The following is a 17,858-nucleotide window of genomic DNA, read 5'->3' on the forward strand; positions in this document are numbered from 1 at the left end:
CTTCTCCCCGACCTTATTTAAACTCTACGATGGTTACCCCTGAACCACCCTCCCCAGCTTCTCCAAAGCGAATTTTCTTGACGGAACGATGGTTTCGTAAATATTCCTGAACACCCTGCCTTAAGGCGCCAGTCCCTTTCCCGTGGATAATCGATACACGAGGATAACTGGATAGAAGGGCATCATCAATATATTTTTCCACTTTCAATAGGGCATTTTCATACCGTTCCCCGCGAAGATCTAATTCCAGTTTAACAACTGATTCCCGCCCTTGGACAATAGCCATTGGTCTTGTTTCCACCTGTTTGGGCGTACCCATATATTCCATGTCTTTCTCTTTTACCTTCATTTTCAAAATACCGATTTGAACCTGCCACTCATTCGCTGAAACTTTTTCAAGGAGCGTCCCTTTTTGGTCAAATGTTAAGACTTTTACTTCATCACCAGGCATGTAGGTGTGCATTTTATTTTTCTTATTAGCAAGATTGACGGATTTCTTAATTTCCGGTGCTGCGTCTTGGAGACGACGTTTGGCATCAATTAATTCATGTTCCTTAATTTCCGCATGTTTTTCGGTTCTCATTTTGCGAAGATCACGAATGACCTGCTCTGCTTCTTGTTTTGCCTCATCGACGATGTCTGCGGCTTTTTCTGCCGCTTTTTCTAGCATTGAATCTTTTTTCTCGTAAAATTCGATCATTTGTTTTTGCAAGTCCAGGTGAAGCTTTTCCGCCTGCTTCAAATAATCCCTTGCTTCCATCTGCTCCTCTTCAGCCTGCCGTTTACTGCTTTCTAAGGAAGCAATCATCTTATCGATTTGATTCGTATCTTCGCTAACATGCGAGCGGGCTGCTTGAATCACCCAGTCACTTAACCCAAGGCGTTTCGAGATTTCAAAGGCGTTACTCCGGCCCGGCACTCCGAGCAGTAATTTATAGGTCGGGCTTAAGGTTTCGACATCAAATTCAACACTGGCATTCAACACACCCTCACGATTATAGCCGTACGCCTTTAATTCCGGGTAATGGGTTGTAGCAATGACCCTTGCCCCTCGTTTGTGCACCTCGTCAAGGATCGAAATGGCCAAGGCGGCGCCTTCCTGGGGATCCGTTCCAGCTCCAAGCTCGTCAAATAACACCAGACTGTTAAAATCAACACTATTAAGGATGTCAACGATATTGACCATATGCGAGGAAAAGGTACTTAAGCTCTGTTCAATTGACTGTTCGTCTCCAATATCAGCGTATACCGCATCAAAGACGGCCAGCTCAGACCCGTCCAGTGCAGGTACCTGTAATCCTGCTTGCGCCATTAAGGAGCATAGGCCAAGGGTTTTTAACGTGACCGTTTTTCCCCCAGTGTTAGGCCCGGTAATAACAATAGTAGTAAATTCATTCCCTAGCATGATGTCGTTAGCCACCACTTCATCGATGGGAATTAACGGATGCCTTGCTTTATATAAGGAAATTCTTCCCTCATTATTCATCAGTGGCTTCGAAGCTTTTATTTTTTTTCCGAATCTAGCTTTTGCAAAAATAAAATCTAAATTAGCTAGGATTTCCACAATGACCTTGAGCTCGTTCTCATACTCAGCCACGTTTGCGGAAAGCTCCGTCAGGATCCGGTCAATTTCAAGCTGTTCCTTCACGCGAATATCCTGCAATTGATTATTTAGTTGAACGATGACCTGTGGCTCAATAAATAGCGTTTGGCCGGATGCGCTTTGGTCATGAATAATCCCGCCATAGTGGCCGCGGTATTCTTGTTTTACCGGAATAACAAAACGGTCATTACGAATCGTTACAATCGCATCAGACAGCATTTTTGAGGCATTTGATGAACGAATCATACTTTCTAGTTTTTCCCGAACGCGCGATTCATTTGACCTTAGTTGGTGTCTTAAGGTGCGCAGCAAGTCACTCGCGCTATCTAACACCTCGCCACTTTCGTCAATAGCGTGTTTAATTTCCTGCTCCAAGTCTGTAAGCGGAATAATTCGCTCTACTTGTTCCATTAAAATGGACAGTTCTGTTCTTTCCGCTGCAATGTCTTCAATGAACCTCTTCATCTGGCGGCTGGCATGAATCGTACTTGCGATTTGATTTAATTCATGCGGGCTGAGGACACCGCCGATCACCGAACGTTTTATATGGGCGCGAATATCATGAGTCCCTGATAACGGGACATTTCCTTTAATACGCAAAACCGTTGCTGCTTCATCTGTTTCTGTTTGAAGTCTAACTACTTCTTCAAAATCAGTCGATGGCATGAGGCTTTTTATTTTATCTCTACCAAGTGAAGAGGCCGCGTGTTCTAACAGGAGCTCTCTTACCTTAGTAAATTCTAATACCTTTAAGGCTCTTTCTTGCATGGAGTGTATCCTCCTTTATCTATTATGCAAAAATTCTAGTAAGTCATTTTTATCAAGTGCGTTGATCACGGTTGATTTTCGAATCCAGCCCTTTTTCGCTGCGGAAACACCGATTTTCATATGTTCTAATGTGTCCATTTTATGGGCATCCGTATTGATGAGAATCTTTACACCGGCATCCTGCGCTTTTCGTAAATATTCTGCCGCTAAGTCGAGCCGGTTTGGATTGGCATTTAATTCTAAGGCTGTATTGGTTTCCTTCGCCAGCTGGATTAATAGATCGATATCAACATCGTAGCCCGCGCGGCGGCCAATTTTTCTGCCGGTTGGATGGGCAATTAAATCGACATGAGCATTTTCAAGAGCGTTTTTGAGTCGCTCCATGATTTTTTCTCTTGGCTGCGAAAAAGCAGAATGAATCGATGCAATGACGAAATCCATTTCAGAGAGAAGTTCATCATCATAGTCCAACGTGCCATCTGGAAGGATATCCATTTCTACCCCGGAAAGGATGAGAAAATCCTCGTATTTTTCATTTAATTTCTTAATTTCCTCTTTTTGCTTTACTAACCGTTCGCGGGTGAGACCATTCGCTACTTTTAGATATTGTGAATGGTCGGTGATCGCCATGTATTGATAGCCTCTCTTGCGGCAGGCTTCTACCATTTCTTCTATCGAATGGGCGCCATCACTCCAGGTGGTGTGCATATGGAGATCACCTTTGATATCTTCGAGCTCGATTAACTCTTCATCGGCAGTGAAAGTTTCCACTTCCTTGCCGTCCTCTCTAATTTCCGGAGGGATGAACGGAAGATCAAAATGCTTGAAAAATTCTTCTTCAGAAGAGAAGGTGCGGATTTCTCCTGTTTCCACGTTTTCTACACCATATTCACTGATTTTCTCACCACGTTCTTTTGCCAGCTGGCGCATACGGACGTTATGATCCTTGGAACCAGTAAAATGATGTAAGGTCGTAATAAATTCCTTAGGTTTCACCAGGCGAAAATCGGCGGAAATATCATAATCTAACGCAAAAACGACTGAAACCTTTGTATCCCCTGCACCAATGACTTCTTTTATCTTCGGCAAGTTTAACAGATGCTCACGGACAATTTCCGGTTGGTTTGTGGCAATGATAAAATCAAGATCTTTTATTGTCTCTCTCATTCTTCTTAAACTTCCCGCTCTTGAAAAACGGTCAATCGCAGGCAGCTCCGCAAGTTTCGCCTCAATCTGCTCAGCAATTGGAAGCATGTAGGCAAGCGGTAGCCTCTCCGGTCTTGTCCCAACATTCGCGATGGCGCTTAAGATTTTTTCCTCTGTTTTTTTTCCAAAACCAGCAAGAGCTTGGACTTTCCCTGCTTCACAGGCTTCCTTTAAACTGGAAACATCTATTATGCCTAACTCTTTGTACAGCTTGGCTATTTTCTTTCCGCCAATGCCTGGGAGCTGCAATAAGGGGATTAGCCCTGAAGGCACTTCTTCTTTCAGTTCTTTTAATACAGAGGAAGAACCCTCTTTTATGTATTCATCAATTACGGCCGCAGTACCTTTGCCAATACCGGCGATTGCCGTATAGTCTTCAATCTCCGTGAGGGTGCGTTCATCCGTTTCAAGTGCAGTTGCTGCCTTGCGAAAGGCCGACACTTTAAACGGGTTCTCCCCTTTTAATTCCATATAAATCGCAATCATTTCTAATAAACGAATGATTTCCTTTTTAGTTATTTCCATCACATCCACCTGCCCTCTAATTTAGCATCTTCATTTTAACTTATTTTACGGGAGAAAAGAAAAACTTCTCTGCTATAGAGAAGTCGAAGCAGCTGTATATTCAATCCACAGACTCTTGATTTGCTGTGAAAGGATCGGTGTGTGATTCACAATAGTGCTAGCCAAAATAGAGTGATCCAATTGATTTTGAATCAGTTCTATTGGTATTAAGGCACTAATGTATAATAAAATAAAGATAATTAAATAGACTTCACAAAAACCGAGAATGCCGCCTGCAAATACATTAAGCTGCTTCAGGACAGGCAAATGAGCAATAAAGTCAAGCATTGACCCAACAATTTGGAATAATACTTTTACAGCAAAAAAGATAATCACAAAGGCAATAGCACGATAGAACGCTGTGTCCATATCGCTTGAGTCCGTTAAAATTTTTAATGTCGTCCCTTCACCAAAATGTGGATATGGGATCCATAGCGTTAATTTGGGAGCTAACTCGTCATAGTATGAATAGGCCGCAATGTATGCAATAATAAATCCTATGAAATGAACAAGCTGGAGGATTAAGCCCCGTTTAAGACCGACAAAGAATCCTATTATTAAAAAAATGATAATGGCTAAATCTAACATAATTAGTAGTCCTTTTCCTTTTGTAGTTCCGTTTGCAGCCGCTCTAATTGATCTTTTATTTTAATATAATCATTGACTGCATTGACAGCTGTTAAAACTGCAAGTTTGTTCACGTCTAAATTAGGATTCTTCGAATGTATTTCGCGCATTTTATCGTCAACTAACGATCCCACAAGTCGAATGTGACTTGGGCTTTCCGTTCCCATTATGACGTATTGCTGCCCGTAAATATCAACGGTTGTTCGGTGTTTTTGTGTATTTGACAACGTTACTGCCTCCATTCCAGAATCCTACTCTATACTATAACATGAAGTACTTGAAATCGAAAAGTCAAACAATTTTAGAAATGTGGTGTTTTTCCATGGGCAATGTTGTTTTAAATTTGGAAATGTCCAAGATAAGTGAAATGAAAAGCTATTATGGGAAGCAGCTTTTAGATAAAAACATACCTGGAAGTTTGTTTGCCGCGAAAACTCCTTCATGTATGATTACAGCATATAAATCCGGAAAGGTTTTGTTTCAAGGGAATGATTGCGAAAAAGAAGCCGGAAAGTGGAGTGCCTCTGTTTCCGCTAGTGCCCCTGGGAAAAAGCCAGCCGCCGCTAAAGGAAAATCAGTGGCTAAAGGTGACCTTCCCGCTGGAATTGGCGGGATGTCTGCCATCGGCTCAGATGAAGTCGGCACGGGCGACTTTTTCGGCCCGATTACCGTTGTAGCTGCATATGTAAGGAAGGAAGATATTCCGTTATTAAAGGAATTAGGAGTGCGTGATTCCAAGGATTTAAATGATGAAAAGATCATTGCAATTGCCAAGGTCATCAAAGATGTCGTTCCGTTCAGCCTAATGACATTGAAAAATGAAAAATACAATCAGGTGCAAAAGTCAGGCATGTCCCAAGGGAAGATGAAGGCACTTCTACACAATCAAGCAATTTTAAATGTGCAGGAAAAAATAGCCCCTGTGAAACCGGAAGCGATTCTGATTGACCAATTCGTGCAGCCAAGTACTTATTTCCAACATATAAAAGGACAAAAAGCAATTGCCAAGGAAAATGTTTATTTCAGTACGAAAGCGGAAGGAATTCATCTGGCAGTTGCTGCCGCCAGCATTCTTGCTCGCTACGCCTTTATTCAATATATCGATAAGCTTAGTGAGGCCGCAGGATTTAAGATTCCAAAAGGTGCCGGTGCGCAGGTTGATGTGGCAGCCGCTAAGCTGATTATGAGTAAAGGCCATGATATTTTGCCTTCATATGTGAAGCTTCACTTTGCGAATACCGACAAAGCAATGGCGATAGTAAATAAAAAGCGGGGCTGAGGAATAAATATAAGGTAAATAGTGTTTGAAGGGGTGGTTTAATGGCGAAAAGACTTACTTTAACAGAAATTGATGACTCTCTAGCAGAATTATCCGGCTGGAAACTAGACGGCAAATTTATTGTGAAAAAGTATCGTTTTCAAGAGTTTTTAAAAGGGGTTGCATTCGTAAACGAAATCGCAGCGTTATCGGAGGAAAAAAATCATCACCCGTTCATGGCGATTGACTATAAATTAGTCACATTGCGGCTGACTTCCTGGAATGCGGGAGGATTAACCGATTTAGACGTTACCTTGGCGAAAAACTATGATGTTATTTATGGAAAAATGTAATTGAAAGAGGCTGCCTTGCAAAATAATTGCGAGACAGCCTGTTTTTTTTATAAAATCTTACTATTTTAATTTATATCGGCGCTTTTGTGTGATTTATCGGCGAATTCGGAGCATATATCGGCGAATTTTCTATTTTATCGGCGAATCGGAAATTTAGCACAAAAAAAGGGCCAGCTCGAAAGATTTCGAACCAGCCTCTATAAAATTAACCTCTCAATACTGCGCCTGCCTTTTCCTTCAAGGCTTCCAACACACGCTCATGAACCTTTGTAACCTCTTCATCCGTCAACGTACGTTCCGGATTAGCATATTTAAGAGCGAAAGCAATCGACTTCTTACCTGCCTCCATCTTATCACCCTCATACAAATCAAACACCTGCGCCTCTTTCAACAGCGGTGCTCCGGCTTCAATGATAATGTTTTTCATGGTGCCTGACACCGTTTCTTTGTTTACCACAAGGGCAATATCTCTTGTGATGGATGGGAAGCGTGGTATTGCTTCGTATTGTAATACTGGTGCGTTTGCTTCTAGTACTGCTTTTAATGATAGTTCAAATACGTAGGTATCTTTTAGATCAAGTTCTTTTTGGACGCTTGGGTGTACTTGGCCGATGAAGCCGATTTTTTCACCATTCAAGCGGATTTCTGCTGTACGGCCAGGGTGCATACCGTCTACCTGTGCCTGAACATATTCTACTTGCTCAGAAAGTCCCAGCTTAGCAAACATGCCTTCTAAAATTCCCTTTACAACGAAGAAGTCAACCGGCTTCTTTTCACCCTGCCATAAATGGCTGTGCCATAAACCAGTAACCACTGCAGCTACATGCTCTTTTTCTTCTGGCAGTACTTCCGCCCCATTCGCTAAGAATACGGCACCTGTTTCATAAACGGCTAAGCTGTCATTTTGGCGTGCACTGTTGTATTTTACTACTTCTAAAAGCTGCGGCAATATGCTAAGGCGAAGGATACTGCGCTCCTCGCTCATTGGCATTGCAAGACGGATCGTATCGCGTTTCTCTAAAGCAAATTGTGCCGCTTTTTCCTCACTTGTTAAGGAATAGGTTACCGCTTGGTACAACCCTGCACCTTCAAGATACTGGCGAACTTCACGGCGTTTCTTTTGGTACTCGGACAATTTCCCGGGTGTTGAGGAACCAATTGGTAATGTTTTAGGAATGTTGTCATATCCATAAAGACGGGCAACTTCTTCCACTAAATCTTCTTCGATTCTGATGTCGCCGCGGCGCGTTGGTGCCGTTACCGTAATCAAATCACCTTCGATACTAACGGTAAATTGCAGGCGGTCGAAGATTTCTTTTACATCCCTCATCTGTAACTCTGTCCCAAGAACACGATTAATTTTTTCCAAGGTAATCGAAACGACTGCTGGCTCAACTGTAAGTGTATCAGTTTCAGCAGCACCATCTAAAACTTCACCGCCAGCGTACTTCGCCATTAAATATGCAGCACGTTCTCCCGCTGCACGAACGCGGTTAGGATCAACACCTTTTTCAAAACGAGCACTTGCTTCACTTCTTAAGCCATGATCCTTGGAAGCCTTTCTAACAGTTCCACCGTTAAAATAAGCGGACTCCAATAAAACGGTCGTTGTATCTGAAGTTACCTCTGAATTCGCGCCACCCATCACACCTGCAAGGGCAACTGGCTCTGTTCCATTTGTAATCACAAGATGTTCTGCAGTTAATGTCCGTTCTACATTATCAAGGGTAACAAACTTCTCCCCATCTACAGCACGGCGGACAAGGATTTCCTTAGATCCTAAACGGTCATAATCAAATGCATGGAGCGGCTGACCATATTCTAATAAAATATAGTTCGTAATATCGACAACGTTATTATGCGGACGAATCCCCGCAGACATTAAGCGCGCCTGCATCCAAAGCGGTGATGGGCCGATTTTTACATTTTTGATCATTTTTGCTACATATAGAGGGTTATCCTCCTGCGCATCAACGACTATTTTTACATAATCAGTTGCTTTTTCAGCTGTCGGTTCCTGGTTTGTTTCTGGAAACTTAACCTCTCTGTCAAGAATCGCTGCCACTTCATAGGCAACCCCAAGCATGCTCAAGCAATCAGCACGGTTCGGCGTCAAGCTTAGTTCTAAGACCTCATCGTCCCTGCCTAATAATGCAAGAGCATCGGTACCAACTTCAGCATCTGCTGGAAAAACAAAGATCCCCTCAGAATATTCCTTTGGAACAACTTTTCCTTCCATGCCTAACTCAGTTAGAGAACAAATCATACCGTTCGATTCTTCGCCGCGAAGCTTCGCCCGTTTAATTTTAAAATTGCCAGGTAAAACGGCACCAACTTTTGCTACGGCAACCTTTTGGCCTTGTGCTACATTAGGTGCGCCACAAATAATTTGCACAGGCTGTTCTTCCCCGACATCAACAAGACATTTGCTTAATTTATCAGCATTTGGATGCTGCTCACGTTCTAGTACGTGACCGATAACAACACCTTTAATACCTTCGTTTAATACGTCCACGCCTTCAACTTCGATACCGCTTTTGGTAATTTTCTCAGCTAACTCATCTGCTGATACTCCAGTTAAATCGATATAATCTTGGAGCCATTTATATGAAACGAACATGTCGTCATCTCCTCCTATTCATGTTTAGAAAACTGTTTTAAGAAACGAACATCATTTGTATAAAAATGTCTGATGTCATCAACGCCATATTTCAGCATCGCGATCCGCTCAGGTCCCATCCCGAAGGCGAATCCAGTATATTTTTTAGAATCGTAGCCAGCCATTTCAAGGACGTTTGGATGAACCATGCCAGCACCAAGAATTTCAATCCAGCCGGTTTGTTTACATACACTGCAGCCAGAACCGCCGCAAATTTTACAAGAAATATCCATTTCAACAGATGGCTCTGTGAATGGGAAGAAACTTGGTCTTAAGCGGATTTCACGGTCATCCCCGAACATTTTTTTCGCAAAAACCTCTAATGTTCCTTTAAGGTCGCTCATGCGGATGTTTTCGCCAACTACTAGGCCTTCTATTTGCATGAATTGGTGTGAGTGTGTCGCATCGTCATTGTCACGGCGATAAACTTTACCTGGGCAAATAATTTTGATTGGCCCCTTACCTTGATGTTTCTCCATTGTCCGTGCTTGGACTGGAGATGTATGAGTTCGCATCAAAATCTCTTCCGTGATATAGAATGAGTCCTGCATGTCGCGGGCAGGGTGACCTTTAGGTAAATTAAGTGCTTCGAAGTTATAATAATCTTGCTCAACCTCTGGCCCTTCAGCAACTTGATAGCCCATGCCAATAAATAAGTCTTCAATTTCTTCAATGATTCTTGTTAGTGGATGGTGGTTTCCTAGCCTAACTGGGCTTCCTGGAAGGGTAACATCAATGCTTTCAGAAGCTAACTTTTCTAGGACAGCCGCCTCTTCTAATCCCTTTTGTTTTGCTTCGATTTTTACCGCAATCGCCTCACGGACTTCATTCGCGAGTGCCCCCATCACCGGACGTTCTTCAGCAGATAGCTTGCCCATCCCGCGCAGCACTTCAGTAATTGGACCTTTTTTCCCTAAATAGGCAACTCGGATGTCATTTAACTCTTTCAAGCTTGCAGACTGCTCAACTTTTTGAATAGCCTCTTCCTGCAATTCCTTTAAACGTTCTTGCATGGTCAATTCCTCCTTAATTTTAATCGGTTAGATTGGTGTCATAGATTGGTGTCAGGCACCCTTACTAATACATTGGCAGTAAAAAGGGTGTCAGGCACCATTTCTAATACATTGGCAGTAGAAAGGGTGTCAGGCACCGCGAAAGACAAAAAAACCCCATCCCTGGAAAGGGACGAGGTTTGTTTTCGCGGTACCACCCTTGTAAACACGATATGTATGGAAACATTGTGTTCGCTTCATTCGGATAACGGCATGTGCCGGTGCATCTTTACATTTCTTTCGCAAAAAATGGTCCCGATGCCAACTCGGGAGGTGAACTTCTCAAGCCCCGAACCATAAAAGTGCTTTCAGTCACGGCACTTTCTCCCTACATGGTCAACAGACAAGATACTTTTCTCCGTCATCGTTTTTATAATAATCAATTGTTCACTATTATATAATAATTTCCCTCAAAAGGTCAAACCTGTTTGCACCTATTTTTTCAAATAATAGAGCAGAATCCCTGTTGCTACGGCAACATTTAGCGACTCGCTTTTTCCGTAAATCGGTATATAGAGATTGGCAGTCGTACTTGCAAGGATATCCTGACTCACACCATTTCCTTCGTTTCCAACAACCAGGGCAAACGAATCACTCTTTGAAACTTTAGTATATTCAGAAGCCCCTTCTAATGCCGTACCGTAAACAGGAATATTCTCCCCCTGAAGTTTGTTGATCCATTCATGCAGGTCACCTTTAATAATCGGAAGATGAAAGTGGCTTCCCTGTGCAGATCTAAGCACCTTTGAGTTAAAAATATCTACACTTCCACGGCCGACAACCACAGCATCGATTCCAGCGGCATCGGCTGTCCGAATCATCGTTCCGAAATTCCCCGGGTCTTGGACAGCATCGATGAATAGGAAGGTTTTTGCCTCACCGACTTCAGAAACAGTCTGGCGGCAAACGGCATAAATTCCTTGCGGCGCTTCCGTCTCTGATAAAGAATTCGAAATTTCTTCGGTGACCAAGGTGACAGGCGTACCAGCTGGATCCCAGCGCGGCGGCAAGTCCACTTTTTCCGAAACAATCACTTCCAAAATTTGCTCACCCTGTTTTAGTGCCTCTTCCACTAAATGAAAGCCTTCAATTAAAAATGTTCCCGACTTATCGCGCTCTTTTTTTGTTAAAAGTTTTTTCCATTGTTTTACCTTAGGATTATTGACAGATTCTATATATTTCAAAACTCGTTCTCCTTTAAAAAATCTCATGTAATTATAACAATAATACATAATTAAACCAAAAATAGAAAACATATTAAAGAAATACAGGTTAAAAAAGGAGTGTTTAGTTATGAACTTAAACCTAAGAAACGCTATTATTCACAATGTTTCAGGCAACACGCAAGATCAATTAGAGGATACAATCGTCGATGCGATTCAAAATGGGGAAGAAAAGATGCTCCCAGGACTTGGCGTTTTATTTGAAGTCATTTGGAAAAATTCATCTGAAGAAGAAAAAAAGGAAATGCTTACTGTCCTTGAAAGCGGACTTAAGTAACCCTCCCACCCATGCTGCCAAATTCACCCCGGCAGCTTTTTCTATATAAAAAACCCCCGGCCAAAACCTACAGCCGAGGACCCAAACCTTTATTCAAATGTAATTTTATCAACCGTCTCACGGTCTAAGCGTTTAATTACTTCAACGATTAATTTAACCGCATTTTCATAATCATCGCGGTGAAGCATTGCTGCATGTGAATGGATGTAACGAGTAGCAATGGTAATGGCCAGTGCCGGGACGCCATTATGTGTCAAATGGATGGAGCCTGCATCCGTACCGCCGCCAGGGATGGATTCGAATTGATAAGGGATATTCATTTCATCCGCTGTATCCGTAACTAAGTCACGCAAGCCTTTATGGGCTACCATCGATGCATCATAGACAACTACTTGGGGCCCTTTACCCATTTTACTCATCGCTTCTTTTTCAGAAATTCCAGGTGTGTCACCGGCAATACCGACATCAACTGCAAAGCCAATATCCGGCTCGATTTTATACGTTGCCGTTTTAGCGCCGCGTAATCCAACCTCTTCTTGCACTGCCCCAACACCATAAACCTCGTTAGGATGCTCGATATCCTTTAGTTGCCTCAATACATCAATCGCAATCGCACAGCCAATCCGATTATCCCACGCCTTCGCCAACAGCATTTTCTCATTGTTCATGACTGTAAATTCGAAGTATGGCACAACCATATCTCCGGGACGGACACCCCACTCGCTCGCTTCCTCACGACTGGATGCACCGATATCAATAAACATATCTTTAATTTCAACCGGCTTTTTGCGCGCTTCGGCAGACAGAATATGCGGAGGTTTAGAACCAATAACACCTGTTACATCGCCCTTCCTCGTAACGATGGTGACGCGCTGTGCGAGCATCACCTGACCCCACCAGCCGCCGACCGGTTGGAAACGCAGAAAGCCTTTATCATCGATTTGGGTAATCATGAACCCGACTTCATCTAAGTGGCCGGCCACCATGATTTTCGGGCCGCCTGCTACCCCGACCTTTTTAGCAATTAAACTGCCAAGGCCGTCCGTTGTTAATTCATCAGCAAATGGTTCTATGTATTTCTTCATCACTTCGCGGACTTCACGCTCATTGCCAGCAATCCCTTTGGCATTGGTCAAGTCTTTTAACATCGTTAATGTTGCGTCTAATTGCACCATTAAAAAGCCCCCTTTTATGTATTTACTGCACTCTTAATTATACAGAAGGAGTCTGCAAATTCACAAATTTCCTGCTAATAGTTATTTTGCTGTCTTTGATAATTTACTTCGTTTTTTTCAAAATATGCCTGTTCGATTTCCTCGTCTTGGAAGCCAAGCAGTAATGCAAGCTGCAAATACGATCCGAATAATTGTCTATAATCATCTAGACCCTTGCTCTTTTGAAAAATAGTGATTCCCTCGTAAACGCATAGAAACTGCTCCGTCACACCCAAAACAGATTCACCGACATTTAGTTCCATTTGCTGGCGGTCAAAGCCGCACTCAATGCCAAGCGACAAAATAAAATGAATCCCATCGACAAATTCTTCTAAAATCACTTCTTTTGCGGAAGAAGGTCTCACGCTCCAAAACTTAAAACAGCGGGTTTCATTTGCCAATTCACCGACTTCCACAAGCAATGCAAGAACTTTCCTTTCAAATAAATCTTCTTCCTTCAGCTGGTGTTTTTCCTCAATGTGGGTATCTAACGCCGCTTGCATCTTAAACAGTTTTTCAAGTTGCATCCTGATCATCACTCCTTATGGAAAAATTATAGCAAAGTGTGAAATAATTGAAACCTTTTTGCAGCCTGAGTCGTATTAGAAAGAAAATAGGTGTAGGGGGCTTAGCCATGATTTGGTTACTGCGCTTTGTATTGTTAATTTTCATCGTCTTTTTTGTTTACATGGGAGTCAAATTACTCTTTCAATCGTCCCGAAAGCTTGAATCGGCACGTAAACATAAACGTTTTTTACTCATTGACCATGATGATGTGAGGAGGAATTTTCAGCTCACCTATAAAGGTGCGGTGTTTGCTGGTGAAAAATATATGGGAACCGCCAATAATACCTTTGACGTTGTTTCCATCTCTATTTGGCCGGAGAACACTGCCTCGTTAAAAGGGATGGTAAAAGATGATTTTTACTATTTGGATCAAAAAATTCTCGAACACTATCCAAATGCCGAAATTAGTTGGAAAAGTCCGGTAAAGGAATTTTTACAATAAAAGCCGCCATGAAAGCGGCTTTTTATAATATTATTTTTATTAAAAGAGCTAACTCGATGATCGCAAGGACAGGGAAGCCAATTTTAAATGAAACATGCTTCGTTTTGTGACGATACAGCTGCATCCCAGCCGTCGTACCGATTGCACCCCCAAATAAAGCCACAAGCCATAATGTCCGTTCACTTATTCTATATTGATGTTTTCTTGCCCGCTTTTTATCCTCTCCCATAATGAACAGGCCAGCGATATTCATGACAACAAAGATTGCTAACATAATCGTCATACACTAAATCCCCTTTATAGAAAAAGCCATCCTCATCAAAGAGAATGGCATTTATAAATTACTTATTGTTTTGTTGCTTTGCAACATTAGCTAATTCAGCAAATGCGTTTGCATCGCTAACTGCTAATTCAGCAAGCATCTTGCGGTTTACTTCGATACCAGCAAGCTTTAAACCGTGCATTAAACGGCTATAAGAAAGACCGTTCATACGAGCTGCTGCATTGATACGAGTAATCCAAAGTTTGCGGAAGTCGCGCTTTTTCTGGCGACGGTCGCGGAATGCATACATTAAAGATTTCATAACCTGTTGGTTAGCAACTTTATATAATGTATGTTTTGAACCGTAATAACCTTTTGCTAATTTAAGAACTTTTTTACGACGCTTGCGCGTAACTGTACCGCCTTTAACACGTGGCATGTAATTTCCCTCCTATATATCGATCACTGATTACTTCATGTAAGTTAATAATTGACGAATGCGTTTGAAATCGCCTTTAGAAACAAGAGTTCCTTTGCGAAGTTTACGTTTAGCTTTTGTTGATTTGTTCGCAAATAAGTGGCTTGTATAAGCGTGGTCACGTTTTAATTGACCAGAACCTGTTTTCTTGAAACGCTTTGCAGCGCCGCGGTGAGTTTTCATTTTAGGCATTGTGATTGTCCTCCTTATTACTTCTCTTGTTTTGGTGCTAAAACTAGGAACATGCTGCGTCCATCCATTTTAGGATGTGACTCAATCGTTGCAACTTCCTTGCACGCTTCGGAAAAACGGTCTAACACACGCTGACCGATTTCTTTATGTGTAATCGCCCGACCCTTGAAACGGATTGAAGCTTTTACCTTGTCGCCTTTTTCCAAAAACTTAATGGCATTGCGAAGCTTTGTATTAAAGTCATGCTCATCAATCGTTGGGCTGAGACGTACTTCTTTTGTCGTAATAATTTTTTGATTCTTTCGAGCCTCTTTTTCTTTCTTTTGATTCTCGAATTTAAATTTGCCATAGTCCATAATACGGGCAACTGGAGGCTTTGCATTTGGTGCTACAAGTACCAAATCAAGATTCACTCTTCCAGCAATTTCTAACGCTTCAAATTTAGTTTTAATTCCTAATTGCTCGCCGTTTTGATCAATTAAGCGAACTTCGCGAGCGCGAATGCCCTCATTTAACAACATGTCTTTGCTAATAGTTAGCCACCTCCAAGGATTTATCACGAATACAACTTCCGGGTCAAGACACCATACTTGAATCGACAGGTTTGAAAAACTTTTTGCTAGTGTTACACAAATAAAAAAGTGCGGATGAATACACCCACACTTTACGAAACAAAAGTAATAAAGAAAGTTCACGTAAAACCTGCCAACTGCCAATTGCGTCAATCAGGTGAGAAGCGGGTGCTTCTTCTTTTCCCAAAAATAATATTCAATTTTCACTTTAGTAACTATACCATAAACAAAGACGCGATGTCAAACGAACTATTTCCTTGATGACAACGAAATTTATTGTAGCAAGAAACCAAATATTATTCAATAGTTTTTTTCAAAAGAAAAGAGAGGCGGACCTCTCTTTCATTATCTTATCCTCTTTTCACTTCAGCATTAAGTGCTGCAAGAAAGTCAGTGAATGGCTTTGTTTCTGAGTTTTGTTCACCATATTTGCGGACGTTGACCGCTTGATCCTCAACCTCTTTGTCACCGACAACAAGCATATATGGTATTTTTTGCATTTGCGCTTCGCGGATCTTGTAGCCGATTTTTTCATCACGGCCATCCAATTCAACACGGAAGCCCTCGTTTTGCAGCTGCTCCTGCACTTGCTTCGCATAATCATAATGCGCTCCAGGTGATACAGGGATGACTTGAACTTGCACCGGAGCGAGCCATGTAGGGAATGCCCCTTTGTATTCTTCAATTAAGAAGGCTACAAATCGTTCCATTGTCGACACGACACCACGGTGGATAACAACTGGACGATGCTGTTTGCCGTCTTCACCGACATAATTTAAATCAAAGCGCTCTGGAAGTAGGAAGTCTAATTGAACAGTAGATAAAGTTTCCTCTTTACCTAGTGCCGTTTTCACCTGAACATCAAGCTTTGGACCGTAAAAAGCAGCTTCCCCTTCTGCCTCATAATAATCAAGTCCAAGGTCATCCATTGCTTCTTTCAGCATGCCTTGCGCTTTTTCCCACATCGCATCATCGTCAAAATACTTTTCAGTATCCTCGGGGTCACGGTAGGAAAGACGGAAAGAATAATCAGTAAGGTTAAAATCCTTATAGACGGCTAAAACAAGGTTCACAACCCGTTTGAATTCATCCTTAATTTGATCTGGACGAACAAAAATGTGAGCGTCATTTAACGTCATGCCGCGAACACGCTGTAATCCGGATAATGCTCCTGACATTTCATAGCGGTGCATCGTACCAAGTTCCGCAATCCGAATTGGCAGTTCACGATAGCTGTGAATGCTGTTTTTATACACCATCATGTGGTGCGGGCAGTTCATCGGACGAAGGACTAATTGCTCATTGTCCATGTCCATGACTGGGAACATGTCTTCTTGATAATGATCCCAGTGGCCAGAAGTTTTATAAAGGTCAACACTACCCATCACTGGAGTATAAACATGGTCATAACCAAGGCGAACTTCTTTATCAACAATATAGCGCTCTACAATACGGCGGATGGTTGCACCCTTAGGAAGCCATAACGGTAGTCCTTGCCCAACTAATTGGGAATTGGTGAACAGGCTCAATTCTTTGCCAATTTTACGGTGATCACGCTCTTTCGCTTCTTCAAGCAAACGAAGGTGCTCTGCTAAATCCTCTTTTTTGAAAAAAGCAGTTCCATACACACGCTGCAGCATCTTATTGTCACTATTGCCGCGCCAATAAGCACCGGCAATGCTCAATAATTTAAATTCTTTAATTTTCCCAGTAGAAGGAACATGGATTCCACGGCACAGGTCAACGAATTCACCTTGCTGATAAAGTGTTACTGTTTCTCCATCTGGAATCGCTTCGATTAATTCAAGCTTATAGGGATCATCCATTTCTTTAAATAGCTGAACTGCCTCATCCCTGCTTACTTCTTTGCGGATAATTTCAAGATTTTCATTAACAATTTTCGCCATTTCCTTTTCAATCTTCGGAAGATCCTCTGGTGTTAAGGAAACCTCAAGATCCATATCATAATAAAATCCGCCTTCAATGACAGGACCTACACCAAGATTTACATCAGGATAAAGTCTATTGACCGCTTGAGCCATTAAATGTGCTGTACTATGGCGCAAAACTTCCAACGCGTCACTTGATTCAGGTGTAACAATTTCTATAGATCCGTCTTCGTTGATCGGACGGCGAAGATCAAACAATTGACCATTCCATTTGCCCGCAATTGCTTTTTTCTTTAGGCCCGGGCTGATGGAAGCGGCAATATCTTCCGTTGTTGTTCCCCGCGCGAACTCCTTTACTGCCCCATCAGGAAACGAAATCTTAACAACGTCTGACATAACAATTCCTCCTTTTAATTTAAAGTGTCCAGCTTCAGCGCCTAGGGGCTCGGGGTCATAAGCCAATCCGTCCTGAAGGTTAAAAAACAACCTTCATGCCGGCTCGTCTTATGCCTGTCGCCCCTGAGCAAGGCGCTTCCGCTTTTCTAATAAAAAATAAAAAAACCCGCCCCTGGAATAGGGACGAGTTTTGAAAACACGTGGTTCCACCCAATTTTTTATTTTCAGCATGCTCCACTGAAAATGACTTTGGTCA

The 17,858-nt window shown here is 42.2% G+C and carries 18 protein-coding genes and 2 other annotated features; of the genes, 4 read left to right on the forward strand and 14 right to left on the reverse strand.

What is annotated here, in order from left to right; translation table 11 throughout:
• Positions 1-13: 13 nt before the first annotated feature.
• The 4 genes from BABA_RS21460 to zapA form a co-directional block, all read right to left on the reverse strand.
• Positions 14-2,371, reverse strand: a complete 2,358-nt coding sequence (locus BABA_RS21460; protein ID WP_007087350.1) for an endonuclease MutS2 — start codon at positions 2,369-2,371, stop codon at positions 14-16.
• 15 nt (positions 2,372-2,386) lie between these two features.
• Positions 2,387-4,102 carry a DNA polymerase/3'-5' exonuclease PolX gene (gene polX / locus BABA_RS21465; RefSeq protein ID WP_007087351.1) on the reverse strand — a complete coding sequence of 572 codons (1,716 nt, stop codon included), beginning with the start codon at positions 4,100-4,102 and terminating at the stop codon, positions 2,387-2,389.
• A gap of 72 nt (positions 4,103-4,174) precedes the next feature.
• Positions 4,175-4,729 carry a CvpA family protein gene (locus BABA_RS21470; protein WP_007087352.1) on the reverse strand — a complete coding sequence of 185 codons (555 nt, stop codon included), beginning with the start codon at positions 4,727-4,729 and terminating at the stop codon, positions 4,175-4,177.
• 2 nt (positions 4,730-4,731) lie between these two features.
• A complete protein-coding gene (gene zapA, locus BABA_RS21475) occupies positions 4,732-5,010 on the reverse strand; it encodes a cell division protein ZapA (protein WP_420806022.1) in 279 nt (92 codons plus the stop codon).
• An 80-nt stretch (positions 5,011-5,090) separates the two neighbouring features.
• On the opposite strand from zapA, the gene rnhC reads away from it, so the two are divergent.
• Both rnhC and BABA_RS21485 read left to right on the forward strand, forming a co-directional pair.
• Positions 5,091-6,047 carry a ribonuclease HIII gene (gene rnhC, locus BABA_RS21480; protein WP_007087354.1) on the forward strand — a complete coding sequence of 319 codons (957 nt, stop codon included), beginning with the start codon at positions 5,091-5,093 and terminating at the stop codon, positions 6,045-6,047.
• Positions 6,048-6,088: 41 nt separating this feature from the next.
• Positions 6,089-6,379 (forward strand): 4a-hydroxytetrahydrobiopterin dehydratase, encoded by a 291-nt coding sequence (locus tag BABA_RS21485; RefSeq protein WP_007087355.1) that lies wholly within the window; start codon positions 6,089-6,091, stop codon positions 6,377-6,379.
• A 205-nt stretch (positions 6,380-6,584) separates the two neighbouring features.
• On the opposite strand, the gene pheT is transcribed toward BABA_RS21485, so the two are convergent.
• The 3 genes from pheT to BABA_RS21500 all read right to left on the reverse strand — a co-directional run bounded on the left by pheT (position 6,585) and on the right by BABA_RS21500 (position 11,274).
• On the reverse strand, positions 6,585-8,999 hold the full coding sequence (pheT, locus tag BABA_RS21490; protein ID WP_007087356.1) for a phenylalanine--tRNA ligase subunit beta: 2,415 nt from the start codon (positions 8,997-8,999) through the stop codon (positions 6,585-6,587).
• Between the two features lie 14 nt (positions 9,000-9,013).
• The gene (pheS, locus tag BABA_RS21495; protein WP_007087357.1) at positions 9,014-10,051 is read right to left on the reverse strand and encodes a phenylalanine--tRNA ligase subunit alpha; all 1,038 of its coding nucleotides are present in this window, start codon (positions 10,049-10,051) and stop codon (positions 9,014-9,016) included.
• 165 nt (positions 10,052-10,216) lie between these two features.
• Positions 10,217-10,464, reverse strand: a binding site (T-box leader).
• A gap of 60 nt (positions 10,465-10,524) precedes the next feature.
• Positions 10,525-11,274, reverse strand: a complete 750-nt coding sequence (locus BABA_RS21500) for a TrmH family RNA methyltransferase (RefSeq protein ID WP_007087358.1) — start codon at positions 11,272-11,274, stop codon at positions 10,525-10,527.
• 109 nt (positions 11,275-11,383) lie between these two features.
• Between BABA_RS21500 and sspI the strand changes: the two genes are divergently transcribed.
• Positions 11,384-11,590, forward strand: coding sequence for a small acid-soluble spore protein SspI (gene sspI / locus BABA_RS21505; protein ID WP_007087359.1), 207 nt, complete (start codon positions 11,384-11,386; stop codon positions 11,588-11,590).
• Between the two features lie 89 nt (positions 11,591-11,679).
• Here the strand turns inward: sspI and BABA_RS21510 are convergent, their stop codons facing one another.
• Together BABA_RS21510 and BABA_RS21515 are read right to left on the reverse strand one after the other, a co-directional pair.
• The gene (locus tag BABA_RS21510) at positions 11,680-12,765 is read right to left on the reverse strand and encodes a M42 family metallopeptidase (protein WP_007087360.1); all 1,086 of its coding nucleotides are present in this window, start codon (positions 12,763-12,765) and stop codon (positions 11,680-11,682) included.
• Positions 12,766-12,839: 74 nt separating this feature from the next.
• Positions 12,840-13,331, reverse strand: a complete 492-nt coding sequence (locus BABA_RS21515; protein WP_007087361.1) for a dUTP diphosphatase — start codon at positions 13,329-13,331, stop codon at positions 12,840-12,842.
• A 107-nt stretch (positions 13,332-13,438) separates the two neighbouring features.
• Between BABA_RS21515 and BABA_RS21520 the strand changes: the two genes are divergently transcribed.
• Positions 13,439-13,813 (forward strand): hypothetical protein, encoded by a 375-nt coding sequence (locus tag BABA_RS21520; protein WP_007087362.1) that lies wholly within the window; start codon positions 13,439-13,441, stop codon positions 13,811-13,813.
• 22 nt (positions 13,814-13,835) lie between these two features.
• On the opposite strand, the gene BABA_RS21525 is transcribed toward BABA_RS21520, so the two are convergent.
• From BABA_RS21525 to thrS, 5 genes are all read right to left on the reverse strand, one after another.
• A complete protein-coding gene (locus tag BABA_RS21525; protein ID WP_007087363.1) occupies positions 13,836-14,096 on the reverse strand; it encodes a DUF1294 domain-containing protein in 261 nt (86 codons plus the stop codon).
• 58 nt (positions 14,097-14,154) lie between these two features.
• Positions 14,155-14,514: a 50S ribosomal protein L20 gene (gene rplT / locus BABA_RS21530; protein ID WP_007087364.1), complete on the reverse strand. Its 360-nt coding sequence runs from the start codon at positions 14,512-14,514 to the stop codon at positions 14,155-14,157.
• Between the two features lie 30 nt (positions 14,515-14,544).
• A complete protein-coding gene (gene rpmI, locus BABA_RS21535; protein ID WP_007087365.1) occupies positions 14,545-14,745 on the reverse strand; it encodes a 50S ribosomal protein L35 in 201 nt (66 codons plus the stop codon).
• Positions 14,746-14,762: 17 nt separating this feature from the next.
• A complete protein-coding gene (infC, locus tag BABA_RS21540; RefSeq protein ID WP_007087366.1) occupies positions 14,763-15,266 on the reverse strand; it encodes a translation initiation factor IF-3 in 504 nt (167 codons plus the stop codon).
• 108 nt (positions 15,267-15,374) lie between these two features.
• Positions 15,375-15,503: a sequence feature (ribosomal protein L20 leader region), on the reverse strand.
• A gap of 164 nt (positions 15,504-15,667) precedes the next feature.
• Positions 15,668-17,602, reverse strand: a complete 1,935-nt coding sequence (gene thrS / locus BABA_RS21545) for a threonine--tRNA ligase (RefSeq protein WP_007087367.1) — start codon at positions 17,600-17,602, stop codon at positions 15,668-15,670.
• Positions 17,603-17,858 lie beyond the last annotated feature (256 nt).

The organism is Neobacillus bataviensis LMG 21833 (assembly GCF_000307875.1).
In the GTDB taxonomy this organism is placed as follows: domain Bacteria; phylum Bacillota; class Bacilli; order Bacillales; family Cytobacillaceae; genus Neobacillus; species Neobacillus bataviensis.